The sequence below is a fragment of the Deltaproteobacteria bacterium genome (assembly GCA_022340465.1).
In the GTDB taxonomy this organism is placed as follows: Bacteria; Desulfobacterota; Desulfobacteria; order Desulfobacterales; family B30-G6; genus JAJDNW01.
Genome location: JAJDNW010000008.1, coordinates 1 through 13,532 on the forward strand (window position 1 = coordinate 1; position 13,532 = coordinate 13,532).

Sequence of the window (13,532 nt, forward strand, 5' to 3'; positions counted from 1 at the left end):
TTTACCCTGATGGAGATTCTGATCGCCCTGCTCATTTTCGGCATCATTGTCACCACTGTCTTCGCCTCCCATCGATCCGTATTCATGAGCGCACCGATTATCGAAAACAGCGTCGACCTGTATGCCATGTCGGATGCATGCCTGGAGCGCATCGCTCTCGACCTCAGGTCGGCCTGCATCGTTCAGCTTCCTGTCTATGGGAAACCCCAATTCAATGCATCTCCCGATCCTTACCGGGTGGTCGGATATGATGGGGACAACGGCGGAAAAGACGGTCAACGCCTCAGGTTCGCCTCCTACGCCCATCTTCCCCTCGAGCAGTCCGTGAGGGAGGGCGTCGCCGAGCTTGTCTATTACGAGCGAACCAGGGGAGAGGCGTCGTTTGACCTAATGCGCTCGGACAGCCTTTATCCTTATCCGGAATTCGAAGCAGACGGCCGCGATCCCGTGCTGTGTGCGGGGCTCAAACGACTGGAGATCACCTATTTCGATCAGGAAGGCACCGATCACACCTACTGGGATTCTGAGTCCGATGAATTCGATTATGCCACCCCCGGAGCCGTAGAGATTCTGATTGAAATGTCCCGGGGCGAAACCGGCGCTGTATTCGAAACCCGGGTGGCCATGCCGGTGGTGCGCAGGGGGATAGAGGAATGAAAAGAAAACCCGGCAGTCGGGGAATCGCCCTGCTGATCACCCTTTCCGTCATCACCCTGCTGTTGGTGACGGCGTTGGAGCTGCACCGCAAGGTCCGGGGGGCGCTTTTGGCGTCGGACACGGAAAAAAGCGCGCTCATCCTAAGGCAAAAGGCGACAGCGGGTATTCATGCGGGCATGGCGCTGCTGGTGAAGGACAAGGAAGAAAGCGATATCGATTCCATTCAGGAAGATTGGGCCGACAGTGAAAAAATAAATGAACTCTTGCTGGATCTGCCTTTTGAGGACGGCGTTCCCGCGGTGACCATAACCGATGAACTCGGGAAGATCCAGGCCAACGCCCTGGTGCAGTTTCCCGAAGGGCGGCAGTTCAATGAGGCCCAGCGCAGCATGTGGGAGCATTTCCTAAACCTGGCCATCTCATCGGAAGAAAGAACGGAAGACACCGAACCGACGGCCATCATCAACTCCATCAAGGACTGGTTGGACTATGGCGACGACGACGCCACGACCGGACTGAGCGGCGCCGAATCCGATTATTACATGGATCTTCCCGAAGCGTATCCGGCTAGGAACGGGCCCCTGACGCATCTTGGAGAATTGACCATGATCAAGGGCATTACCGAGGCGCTTTTTCTGGGGGCGGGCGGTGTGCCGGGAATCGAAAAGTACATGACCGTATTCGGGGTGAGCGGTACCGAAGAAAATCGGTTCACGTTCAAAGGAACGATCAACATCAATACGGCCGACCACCCGGTCATCGCGGCCATTTTGCCGGTTGAGGATGAGTTTTTGGCGCAGGCCATTTATGAATACAGGGAGGAACGGTCCGACGACAAATTCATCCACGACCTTTCGACATCGACCTGGTATAAAAACGCACCCGGGTGCAGCGAGGTTGAAATCGACCCGAATCTGATCATGACGGCCAGCGATGTTTTCAGAATTTCATCCGAAGCGCGTATGGGGGAAATGAGAACGACTATCAGCGCCGTCGTCAAGCGGGTCAAGGCGCAGAAATCAGCTCGGTGGTATTGTAAAATCTTGAGCTGGCAGGAAAAATAAGCTATACAGAAACCTTATGAGCAGAAAAATTCTGGGCGTAGACATTGGCCGCAACGCTGTTTCGGCTGTACTCGTCAGAGGCGGCATAAAGGGAAACTGGATCGAGGACCACAGGCGTGTTCCCATTTCCCCGGACGTTTCTTTTGAGGAATCCCTGCCCAGCGCGCTGAATTCGGTTGCTTCCGAGATGGATATCGAAGGGGCCACCCGCATCGTCGCCTTTCCGGCGGAAGAATTGTCATACCGCAATATCGAAGCACCGTTCAGCGACCGGAAAAAGCTGCGCCAGATTCTGCCCTATGAACTGGAGACGAACCTGCCGTATCCGCCCGAACAGATTATAATCGATTTCACCGTTCTCAAGGCTTCGGCCGACCATGACAGGCATCGCGTATTCGTGGCCGCCGTTCAAGCGGAAAAGGTGGCATTTTACCTCGACCTCTTGAAGGCGCAAGGGATGGAGCCCGACGTAATGTCCATCGGCGGGTATTCCCTGGCCCAGGCACTGGTGAGATTTTCGGATGAAAAGGCCGACAGGCTGCTCTTGGCCGTCGAACCTGGGCGGGCCGGGATTTTCCTGTTATCGGGAGAGGAGATCTGCCTGGTGCGTTCGTTTGGCGTGACGACCGGCTCCGAAGCGGATATTCAAGGTCTCTGCAGGACGGTCCAGCAGACCCTTGCGGGCTTCGGGATGCGTTCGGGATTGACCTGCGACGTCCAGGAGGTCTTTTTAACGGGAAGCCTGTTTGAAAACCCCGACATGGAAAAAGCCGTAGCCGCCGGTTTAGATCTTCCGGTTCGCTCCATGGACCTCATCGGCATGAGCGGACTGGTTTCGATCGACACCGAGGGCGTGCCGTGGCGGTTTTCAACCATGGATGCCGCCCTTTCCCTGGCATTGTCGGACGTCGTCGGGTTAAACCTGTTAAATTTCCGGCGGGGGCGCTTCGCGGTCCAAAAGGAGTGGAAGGCCCACAAAAAGGATTTTCTCAAAACCGGCCTGCTGGCCGTGCTGGTTTTGCTGCTCCTGGTGGCCACCTTTACCGTCGATTATTTTTCCATGGAAACACGGTCGGTGCAGCTGAACAAAGAGATTCGAGGCATTTTTTCGGCGACGTTCCCCGATGTCACCCGTATCGTCGACCCTCTCCAGCAGATGCGTGTCAAGATCAAGGAGATTAAAGAGGCCGAAACCTTCTCCGCTGAAATGGGCAGGCCTGTCAAAGCGATCGACATCCTGAACACCCTCAGCCGGAATATTCCTTCCCGGATAGACGTTCAACTCGTCAGCGTCATCATTGGGACGGACAGTGTTCTCATCTCCGGCGACACCGCCGGATTCGACGCGGTGGACGATATGAAAAGCAGTTTGGAACAGGCGGCCATGTTCAAGAGTGTCGCCATTTCCTCAACCAACAAGGAAAGAACGGGAAACCGCGTGCGCTTCAAGATAAAGGCGACCATCTGATGCAGTGGCTCAAACCCATAACCATGAAACTCAACCGGCGCGAAAAGCTGGCCGTGATGGCGGGCATCGGCTGCTTGTGCCTGTTCATCGTCGTGAAATTCGGCGTCTTCCCGTTCATGGACAAAAAGGAACGGCTGCAGCGCAGCCTGAGGACCAGTCAGCACAATCTGGAAGAGATCCGTCTGCTCAGGGCCGAATATGAATCCCTGACGCGTGCGGGTGAAAAGGCCAAAAAACGCTTCAAACAGAGGCCCAAGGGGTTTACGCTGCTTTCGTTTCTCGTGCAGCTCGCCGGGGAGGTGGGGATAAAGGACAGGATGTCTTCCATGAAACCGACGCTGACCCAGCAGAAGGACAGCCCATACAAAGTTTCCCTGGTGGAGATGAAACTGACGGGCCTGAACCTGCAGCAGGTCACCGAGTATATCTACAAGATAGAAACTTCCAAAAACATGGTCAGCATCAAGAGAATTTCCATGACCAAAAGCGATGATCAGAAAGGTATTTTAAACGTTGTTCTCCAGGCGGAGACCCTCGAGGAGTGAGCCATGAAAAAGATAAAGAACTGGATACTTTATCCCGGCTACATCCTCGGAATAACCATTGTGTTCCTCTACATGCTGTTTCCGTCGGAAGCGGCCAAGGGGTACATCACCGGCTATCTGGACCGTCATTATCCCGACTACCAGGTCACGGTAGGAAACGTTGCGCCGGTATTTCCTCCAGGATTGGTGCTGGAATCAATCTCCCTGGCATACCGGGGGGACAAATACCTGGATCTGACTTGGCTCAAGGTTCGCCCCCGGTACCTGTCCCTCTTCAAGTCCTGGAAAACATTGCTTCTGGAGGGCCGGGCCTACAGCGGTGATCTCAAGGGTTCCGTCGATTTCCAGAAGGGCCCGTCGATGTATCGGATAAAGACGGTTGCCGATCTATCCGGCATCATGCTCGAGGAGTGCGAACCCATACAGACCCTTTCCGGGAGAAAAGTGGCCGGTGTTCTCGGAAGCGCCATCAGGTACAGCAGTGAAAAGGGACCCGATGGAAAATTGTATGTCGACCTGGCGGTGGCGGATGGCGGGATAGGGCTGACGAATCCGGTTTTCAGCATCAGCAATCTGGAGTTTGACCGCCTGGATGCGGAATTGATCGTGGACACGCGCTCTCTCAGGCTCAAACGCTGTGACGTGCGCGGAAAACAGGTTAACGGCAGTGTGACCGGCATCATCCTTTTTCGAAAGCCAATCGAGAAAAGCCGGCTCGAATTCAAAGGCAATGTCATGCCCCAGCACCTCCTGCTGGCCAGTTTACAGAAGGTGCTGCCGAAAAGCCTTCTGCCGTCGAGGAAAGCTGGCGACAAGGGGTATCCGATCAAACTTTACGGAACCATCGAGAAGCCGAAATTCGTTTTGCGATGAAAGCCTATTTTACCATAGCCAACATTCTGCTCGTCACCTGTCTTTCGTATTTCGGCGTCGACCTGTTTTACAAGGCGGCCACTTCGAGGATCGTCACCGCCACTCACATGTCGACTGCCGATGCCGCCGCGCCGTCGGCCGAGAAGGAAACCCTCAGTCCCTTGAGCGAGTACGGGAACATCCAGGAACGCAATCTTTTCAATATCGACACAAAGAAGCGCGCCAAAGCCGTTGCCGAAAAGGTCGAAATCGCCGATTTGAAAAAGACTGAACTCAAGTTGAAACTGTGGGGGACCGTAACCGGGGAGAAGCAGGAATCCTATGCGGTTATCGAAGATACCAGATTGCGGCGGCAGATGCTGTATCGGGTCGACGATGCGATCCAGAACGCCCTCATCAAGGAGATTCACAGGGAAAAGGTGATTCTGGATGTCGACGGGACACTGGAAGTCCTGGAGATGGAAAAGGTGAAAAGTGGGCCGCCCTCCAGGCGTTCGGGTGTACCTTTGCAGCGACAGGCCGGGGGGGGCGGACAGACGAACATCACCCTGAAACGGGAAAAAATCGAGAACGCCGTAAACGATTTGAACTCCTTGATGAAGAACGTCCGCATACGCCCCCATTTCAAGGACGGGCAACCGGACGGCCTGAGTATATCCGGTATTCGTTCCCGGTCCATCTTCAGCGAAATGGGGCTGCGCAACGGCGACGTCATCATCGGTGTGGACGGCAACAAGATCGAATCGGTGGACGATGCCCTCAAACTTTACGAGAGCCTCCAGTCGGCCACGGGCGTCCAGGTTCAGATCCGGCGAAGGGGTCAGCTTCGCGACATCGATTACCGTATCGAATAATAACAGGTATCTCAAGAATGCAAGGTTGCGGTTTAAATAATGCGGCTGCGCCGCTGATTGGGGAAGATTATTCATGAGCATGCATAAGGACAATAGCGGAACGATGCAGACACACTGGAAACATATTAAGCTCTTTATTTTGGTGACCTGCCTGTGCCTGGTGATGTGGCCGTACGGGGTGTCGGCACAAAACGACGAGAAACCGGCGGAGACGAAGGGGAATGCCGAATCGCCCACTCGACTGGATCCATCGCAGCCGGTGTCCATCGATTTCAACAATGTGGACATCAACGTCCTGATCAAGTTCGTCAGTGAAATGACCGGCAGAAATTTCGTCGTCGACCAGCGGGTCAAGGGAAAGGTTACCATCATATCGCCGTCGAAGATTTCGGTTGACGAGGCCTACCGCGTGTTCGAGTCCGTTCTGGAAGTGCATGGCTACACCACGGTGAAAGCCGGCAAGATCATCAAGATCGTTCCGGCGCCGGATGCCCGTTCCAAAAACATCGAGACCCGGTTGAGGGAGGAGAGCGGCGTAGGCGAGGATAAGGTGGTGACCCAGCTGATCCCCTTGAAGTTCGCCAATCCCAGCGAGGTCAAGAAACTGTTGTCGCCGCTGGTTTCCAAAAGCAGCGTCATTCTGGACTACCCACCGACCAATATGCTCATTGTCACCGATGTCTATTCCAACATTCGGCGCCTGCAGAAAATCGTGGAAACCATCGACATCATGGGCATCGGTCAGGAATTGACCATTCTGCCCCTGGATTATGCCAGCGCCAAGGATCTCGTCAAAATACTGGAGGAAGTATTTTCGGCGAAGAAGACCAGGTCCAAGAAAAACGCTGTCACGGATACGGTCAATTTCGTGTCCGACGACCGCACCAACACCCTGATCGTTCTGGCCAGCAAGACCAACACACACCGCATCCGGGAACTGATCGAGATGCTGGACAAGGAGACCCCCAAAGGCAAGGAGGGCATCCACGTGTATTACCTGGAGAACGCCGTTGCGGAAGACCTGGCCACGGTCCTCCAGGAGCTGCCTACCGATAAAAGCGCCAAGCCAGACTCAAAGGCCCCCCAAAAAGCGCCGGTGATATCCAGCGGGGTGATCATAAAGGCCGACAAGGCCACCAACAGCCTGATTATTATGGCCGAGAAGGAGGACTATAAATTTCTGGAGACCATCATCCAGAAGCTGGATATCCCCCGATCGATGGTTTACATCGAGTGCCTGATCATGGAGGTCAATGTGGAAAAGGATTTCAATCTGGGCACCGAGTGGACCGCTGCAGGCAAGACCTCCTATGAAGGGTACCAGGGTGGTTATGGCGGTGGGTTCAGCGGCCAGGATCCCGGTTACAGCAACATCGCAGGCCTCGGCGGGGGGGTCACCGGCTACGGCTCCTTCCCCACCGGTTTTTCGGTCGGTGTGCTGGGTGAGTTCATCGATGTGGGCGGGGTTAAATTCCCCAGCATCGCCGCCGTCATCCAGGCCTACAAAAAAGACAAGGATGTCCACATCCTGGCGACACCCCAGCTTTTGACCACCGACAACGAAGAGGCCAGCATCAACGTGGGCAAGAACGTTCCTTTTCAGACCCGATCGGCCGCCGAAACCGGTGTCGAAACCTACAGCTCCTACGAATACAGGGACGTGGGCATCACGCTGAAGATAACCCCCCATATCAACGAAGAGCGCTTCGTGAGGCTGACCATCTTCGAAGAGGTGACCAAGCTGGACGAACTGGCGACGACCAACGCGGACCGTCCGACGACCCTGAAGCGCACCATCGAAACCACCGTAATCGTCAACGACGAAAATACGATCGTCCTCGGGGGGCTGATCGACGACTCCTTTAACCGAACCGAAAACAAGGTTCCCTGTCTGGGGGACATTCCCTTTTTGGGGTGGGCTTTCAAATCGGTGTCCGAATCCCGGGAAAAAACCAACCTGTACATTTTTTTGACGCCGCGTGTGATCGAAAACGAGGAGGAGGCCGCCGCCATATACCAGAACAAGCATGAGACGATAGAGAAGAAAAGGAGCGGCAGCATTAAACTCTACGAAAACGATTCCGTCCATAAGCAGATGCGGTTGGAGGAAGAGAAGCCGAAGAAAACCGAATAGCGGCCAGCGTACCGCAAAACCTGAAAAACCGAAGATCTTGAAAAAAACCATTCTCGACACAGAAAAAGCATGATGCAACGCTTAGAACAGATAATGCGGACGCAATTCGACGTCTCCGAGAGCGATTTGTCCGAGGCCCTCGAGGCCCGGGATGAAAAGGGCGGCGACATCGGCGAGATCCTTTACAGCAGGGGGAAAATCACGGAAATGCAGCTTCTGGCGGCACGGGGGATGCAATACGGATTTGCGGTCATGGAAAAGATTCCCCTGGGGAACATCCGCCAGGATTTTACCCGCAAGATTTCGATCCAGTTTCTCAAAAAATATCATATGCTGCCCCTGGAGGGTTTGAAGCCGTCCTCCGGCGACGCCGTTGCGCAACTGGAAAGTGGCGCTTCGGAAGCGGAAAAAAAGACGTCAGGGTTCGCCATCGCCATCAACGACCCGGCGGATTTCCAGCCGCTGGACGATCTGTGCAGCATGTTGGGCATGGAGGGCTGCCATGTCGTGCTGGCGACCAAAGAGGAGATCCTGGCCGCCATCAATTTTGCCTATGACATGGGGAGGGATTCGGCCGAGCAACTGGTCCAGAACATGGAGGAAGACGACGGGATGATTTTGAGCGAGATAGAAAGCACCGCCGACCTCCTGGATGACACCAGCGACGCCCCCATCATCAAGCTGGTAAATCACATCCTCTCCCAGTCCATCAAGGCGAGGGCCAGCGACATTCACATCGAACCGTATCAGGAAAGCTTCAAGGTCCGCTACCGGGTGGACGGCATCCTGTACGATCTGCTGACCCCTCCCAAATGGATCCAGGCATCCCTTATCTCCAGGATCAAGGTGATGGCCAAGCTGAATATCGCCGAGAAAAGGCTGCCTCAGGACGGACGCCTGGAGGTGAGAATCGGCAGTACGCAGATCGATGTGCGCGTCTCCACCATTCCCACCACTTTCGGGGAGCGCGTCGTTCTCAGGCTGTTGAACAAAACGAGCTCTCTGCTGAAAATGACCGACCTGGGGCTCAGTGCGGAAGGGCTGGAGAGGGTGAAGCGGCTCGTGTCTTCACCCAACGGCATCATTCTGATAACCGGTCCCACCGGCAGCGGAAAAACAACGACCTTGTATGCCATCCTTTCCACCTTGAATTCTCCGGACATCAACATCATTACCATCGAGGATCCGATCGAGTATCAAATCAACGGGATCAGTCAAATACAGGTGAACCCGAAAATAGGCCTCACCTTCGCCCGCGGGCTGCGCTCCATTGTACGACAGGACCCCGACGTGGTTCTCGTCGGGGAGATTCGTGACCATGAAACCGCGGAAATAGCCGTGCAGTCGGCGCTTACCGGGCATCTCGTATTTTCGACCCTGCACACCAACGATTCGGCCGGGGCCATTACCAGACTCGTCGACATCGGAATCGAACCGTTTCTCATATCCTCTTCGGTTATTGCGGTCGTGGCGCAGCGTCTGGTGCGCGTGCTGTGCAAGAAATGCAAGGAACCCTACCATCCCAACGAAACGGTTCTGAACAATATCGGCATCCTGCAGGGCGAAATAGGGGAGGCGACCGTTTTCAGGGCGCGGGGGTGCGAACATTGCATCAACACAGGGTATCGAGGCCGTATCGGCATATTTGAAATACTGGAGCTGGAGAGCCGCCTGAAAAGCATGATTCTGGGGTCCTTCGACGCCAATCGCATCCAGGAGGAAGCGGTGCGCCAGAACCTTATTTCCCTGCGCCGGGACGGTATTCGAAAGGTCCTGGACGGAGATACCACCATCGAGGAGGTCCTGCGCGTCACCCAAAAATAATAAAAGGCGCAGTCGATGCGCCCCCGCGAATCGATGGCGTCTTTTATGTAACGCGGCTGCGCCGCTAGTATAAGTTGATACCATGATATCGTCTGCGGCGCTTTACCTTCACGCTATTGAATCCAGGGCTTTTGACCGGACTTTCCGCCTTTTCAAGGGGAATAAGGCCCCCATCGGTTAATCTTGGGAAACCGGGCTGTCGTTTATGATGTCACCCACTAAACATGTAAGACTTGCAATCTTCACCATTGTGTTGACCACGATGCCGTTGTTGGGAAGCGCTGAGTCCGCTCTGGCAGGAGATGCATTGCCGCAGGGCGTGATCAAATACGAAGCGGATACGGGTCCCATGGCCTATGCCTTGAAATTTTTTAGCAAGACAATTTCGAGGGCTGACGGGCATCGGTGCCCCATGTACCCTTCCTGTTCGGCTTACAGCGCTGAGGCCTTTGAAAAGCACGGTTTCGTGAAAGGCTGGATCCTGACCAGTGACCGCCTGCTGCGCTGCGGCCGCGACGAGAAACGACTCTCCGAAACCATCTTCATCAATTACCAACCGCATGTATACGACCCCCTGTCGCGCAATGATTTCTGGTGGAGCCACCCATGAGCGCGTTCATTAAACACGCAGCGGCGGCTTTGGCCTCGTTGATGCTGCTTTTGTTCAACCTCCCCGCAGCGGCTTCGGCCGGGCAGGTGGTTCAGGTGGATGCCCGGGAACAGTTTGGCTATGCAGAAAGCCTGTATGCCGGCGGCGACTATCTTTTGGCGGCAGGCGAGTACAAACGGTTTGAATATCTGTTCCCCGATCATGACAGCGCCGAAACCGCCGCATTCAAAGTGGGGATGTGTTATCTAAAGGCCGGGCGTTACCCGGATGCCATAGCATCCTTCAAGGATTGCATGCGCCGTTACCCGGAAGGCCGGCATTACCACGCGTCCCATTTCAAAATCAGCGGCGCCTACGTCGCGAGCGGTCAGACCGGCGCAGCCATAGCCACTCTGCAAAACCTCGTCGTGGTCGCCGAAGACGTCGACGTCAGAGACGAGGCCCGATACCGCATGGGCTGGATTTACATCGGCATGGCGCAATGGGAAAAGGCCCAAGAGGCGTTCGCCCATATCAGCGCGGAAAACAGCGGAGCCTACAGATGCCGTGAACTGTCCGCCAGGCTGGCGGAAGAAGAGAAGGAAATCCCGCGAAAAAGCCCGAAACTGGCCGGTTCTTTAGCCCTCCTGCCGGGGGGCGGCTATCTGTATTGCGGCCGGTACCAGGATGCCCTGGCCGCTTTTTTCGTGAACGGTGGCTTGATATGGGCGGCCTATGAGGCCTTCGACAACGAACTGTATGCGTTGGGGTCGGTGATCACCTTCGTGGAAATCGGCTTCTATGCGGGCAGCATCTACGGTTCCGTGGCCAGCGCGCACAAATACAATCGCAGAAATGAACGCCGCTGGATAGAGCGGTTGCGACAACAGCTTAAGGTGAAACTGGCGGCGCGCTATGAAAACCGGGGGGTTGAACTGTCCTTCAACTACACGTTTTAAATCTATTCCCTACGAGAGGCGATGCATGCCATTCGGAACGTTTTTCCGGCAACCACTCTAAATTAACACATCCTTTACAAGCAGCTGAATCTCCTCCCGACCGTTCCACCGGTTAAACTGCGGTTGGAAGGCAACCTTTTCAAAGACGTCCACTCCAACGGTTTCTGTCGGGGGATTGAAGTGAATGGCCTGAAAAGCGGGCCCGCGGGTCTGACGCAGGAACATGCGGCGGTGCCCCCCGCCGACTATTTTTGAGGACAGCACCCGGACATGATCGGCAACGAACAGGGGGGGCGGATTCTGTTCCCCGAACGGTTTCAGCATCTCCAGGTCACGGGTAAGGCGCCTGGTGATTTTCCTGAAGTCAAGCGGGCCGTCTATCGGCAGGATAGCTGCGGGCTTTCCCCCGATGGTCCGGTCTTGAACAGCCTGGTTGAGCGCCTGCCTGAATGCGTCGATCTTTCCGACGGCAATCTGCAGCCCGGCCGCCATGGCATGGCCGCCGTGGGAAATCAGAAGGCCCGAACAGGCTGAAAGCAGCCTGGACAGGTCGATGCCGGGCACACTCCTTGCCGAACCCTTGGCTACCTCACCGTCCTGCGTGAGAACAACCGCCGGACGGGCATACCGGTTGACCATTCTCGAAGCAACGATGCCCAATATTCCCAAATGCCACCCGCCGGCACAGAGGACGATGATGTCTCCCTCGAGATTTTCGGGGTGGTCGGTCAAGTGCCTGTCGATATCCGCTATGACGGCTTTCTCCAGGGACTGTCGCTGTTTGTTGAGTTCGTGAAGGCGTTCCGCCAAAAGAATCGCCTCGTCGTTGTCTCCCGTTGAAAGGAGCGCCATGGCCGTGTCGGCATGGTCGACGCGGCCGGCGGCATTCAAACGGGGGGCAATGCGGAAGGCGATGTCCCGGGCGCCGACATGGCTGCGGTCGACGCCGCATCGCTCCATGAGCGCCCGCATGCCCCTGTTACCCCTCTTTTGTAGTGTATTCAGGCCAGTGCAGGCCAAAACCCGGTTCTCATGTCTCAAGGGAACCATGTCTGCGATGGTGCCCACGGCAACCAGGTCGCACACCGCCTTGAGGTTGGGTTCCTTGCCGTGCCGCCAGTATCCCCTTTCACGCAATTGCATGCGCAGATAGATGAGTAGGTAGAAAATGACGCCGACACCGGCCAGGAATTCCATCCCGGCACTGCATTCCTTCCTTTTAGGGTTGACAATGGCCAGGGCAGGGGGGAGCTCGTCGGGTGGTTCATGGTGATCGGTAACGATGACGTCGATGCCCCGCCGGTTGGCTTCGGCAACGGCGTCATGGTCCGATGTCCCGCAATCGACCGTGATGATAAGCGATATTTTTCTGGATACGGCATGGAGCGAGACGTGTACCGGTTTCAGACCGTATCCCTCGTTGATCCGGTGAGGAATGAGATAAGAGACGCGGGCGCCTATCGAATCCAGGAAGCGATAAAGCAGGGTCGTCGCCGTGATGCCATCCACGTCATAGTCGCCGAAAATCAAAATGTTTTCTTTTTTGTCAACGGCCGCGATGATGCGCGCGGCGGCTTTTTCGATGTCCAGCAAATGATGGGGAGGACGCAGGTGACTCAAGGACGGCTCGAGAAACCGCAGGGCGTCATCGGAGGTAAATACAGATCGGTTGTTGAGGAGCCTGGCGATAACCGGGTGGCATCCGAGAGACCGGACCAGCTGCTCGCTGGTATCGGTCGCCGGCTTTCGCCACTGCCATTTTTTTTTAGGGGAACGGTCCATAGGTCAGCGGCATATACCACGAACGCGCAGGGCGGTGCAAACACGGATTTTTATATTGAATGACCGCGAGTGATGGTGGTATGCTGTTCCCACTACCCCGATGGCGAAAAAAGAAATGGCGGCAAAAGGATATGCGCAGTCAAAAGCGGTACTACCGTGTCGACAAACGTGAAATCGGTTTCATGAAATTCATATTCGAAGCCTATGACGGCATTGCGAACCTGACGACACTTGATGCAGATATGGGAACAATATTAATTAATATACCGGAAGGTTGTAATTTATATGTTGAAAATTTACTTAAAGAATTGGGCCGCGATATACTGATCGAATCGGTAAAAGGGGGAAACGTATGAGAAAAAAGGTGCTGGGTGGTTTGTTTGTCTGGATCTGTTGCCTGTCCCTGGGCATGGGAACCATGGGAGACCAGACCGCGGTTAAGCCCCCCGAACCCGATGTGAATTACACCGCCACGGTGGTTGATCAGGATGATGTTTCCCTGGACCTCGAAAAGTTTACCATGGATGGACAAACCTATCTGACCGGTAAATTAGGCAAAGCGGATCTTTCGATTGACTTTGAAAAGATTCGGTCTATTTTGTTTGTAACGGCAGACGGCAAGACAAAAGCGATCGTCACGCTCGACGACCGGAAGCAGGTCGAACTGACCATCGAACATGACGCCCCGTTTTATGGCATGTCCTCTTTTGCCGATGTGCGCATCGGGCTGCAGGATATCAAGAAAATTCTCATTACCGGGCGGAAGCGGGTAGGCGAGTGATC

13 protein-coding genes are annotated in these 13,532 nt (G+C 55.1%); 12 read left to right on the forward strand and 1 reads right to left on the reverse strand.

Annotated features, from left to right (window positions below; translation table 11 throughout):
* The 10 genes from LJE94_01220 to LJE94_01265 all read left to right on the forward strand — a co-directional run.
* The coding region (locus tag LJE94_01220) for a hypothetical protein (protein MCG6908726.1) at positions 1–657 on the forward strand (657 nt) is incomplete at its 5' end.
* On the forward strand, positions 654–1,721 hold the full coding sequence (locus LJE94_01225) for a general secretion pathway protein GspK (protein ID MCG6908727.1): 1,068 nt from the start codon (positions 654–656) through the stop codon (positions 1,719–1,721). The genes LJE94_01220 and LJE94_01225, both read left to right, overlap by 4 nt.
* Positions 1,722–1,737: 16 nt before the next feature.
* Positions 1,738–3,189: a type II secretion system protein GspL gene (gene gspL / locus LJE94_01230; GenBank protein ID MCG6908728.1), complete on the forward strand. Its 1,452-nt coding sequence runs from the start codon at positions 1,738–1,740 to the stop codon at positions 3,187–3,189.
* Positions 3,189–3,734 carry a type II secretion system protein M gene (locus LJE94_01235; GenBank protein ID MCG6908729.1) on the forward strand — a complete coding sequence of 182 codons (546 nt, stop codon included), beginning with the start codon at positions 3,189–3,191 and terminating at the stop codon, positions 3,732–3,734. The genes gspL and LJE94_01235 overlap by 1 nt, the downstream gene beginning before the upstream one ends.
* Before the next feature lie 3 nt (positions 3,735–3,737).
* Positions 3,738–4,607 (forward strand): type II secretion system protein GspN, encoded by an 870-nt coding sequence (gspN, locus tag LJE94_01240; protein MCG6908730.1) that lies wholly within the window; start codon positions 3,738–3,740, stop codon positions 4,605–4,607.
* A complete protein-coding gene (locus LJE94_01245; GenBank protein ID MCG6908731.1) occupies positions 4,604–5,461 on the forward strand; it encodes a PDZ domain-containing protein in 858 nt (285 codons plus the stop codon). The genes gspN and LJE94_01245 overlap by 4 nt, the downstream gene beginning before the upstream one ends.
* A gap of 73 nt (positions 5,462–5,534) precedes the next feature.
* Positions 5,535–7,595: a type II secretion system secretin GspD gene (gspD, locus tag LJE94_01250; GenBank protein ID MCG6908732.1), complete on the forward strand. Its 2,061-nt coding sequence runs from the start codon at positions 5,535–5,537 to the stop codon at positions 7,593–7,595.
* 93 nt (positions 7,596–7,688) lie between these two features.
* The gene (gspE, locus tag LJE94_01255; protein ID MCG6908733.1) at positions 7,689–9,419 is read left to right on the forward strand and encodes a type II secretion system ATPase GspE; all 1,731 of its coding nucleotides are present in this window, start codon (positions 7,689–7,691) and stop codon (positions 9,417–9,419) included.
* A 205-nt stretch (positions 9,420–9,624) separates the two neighbouring features.
* Entirely contained in the window at positions 9,625–10,029 is a 405-nt protein-coding gene (gene yidD, locus LJE94_01260; protein ID MCG6908734.1) for a membrane protein insertion efficiency factor YidD, read from the forward strand.
* Positions 10,026–10,967 (forward strand): tetratricopeptide repeat protein, encoded by a 942-nt coding sequence (locus LJE94_01265; protein ID MCG6908735.1) that lies wholly within the window; start codon positions 10,026–10,028, stop codon positions 10,965–10,967. The genes yidD and LJE94_01265 overlap by 4 nt, the downstream gene beginning before the upstream one ends.
* A 57-nt stretch (positions 10,968–11,024) precedes the next feature.
* Here LJE94_01265 and recJ read toward each other — a convergent pair whose 3' ends face one another.
* Entirely contained in the window at positions 11,025–12,749 is a 1,725-nt protein-coding gene (recJ, locus tag LJE94_01270; GenBank protein ID MCG6908736.1) for a single-stranded-DNA-specific exonuclease RecJ, read from the reverse strand.
* Between the two features lie 59 nt (positions 12,750–12,808).
* On the opposite strand from recJ, the gene LJE94_01275 reads away from it, so the two are divergent.
* Positions 12,809–13,105, forward strand: a complete 297-nt coding sequence (locus LJE94_01275; protein ID MCG6908737.1) for a DUF4911 domain-containing protein — start codon at positions 12,809–12,811, stop codon at positions 13,103–13,105.
* On the forward strand, positions 13,102–13,530 hold the full coding sequence (locus LJE94_01280; protein MCG6908738.1) for a hypothetical protein: 429 nt from the start codon (positions 13,102–13,104) through the stop codon (positions 13,528–13,530). The genes LJE94_01275 and LJE94_01280 overlap by 4 nt, the downstream gene beginning before the upstream one ends.
* Positions 13,531–13,532 lie beyond the last annotated feature (2 nt).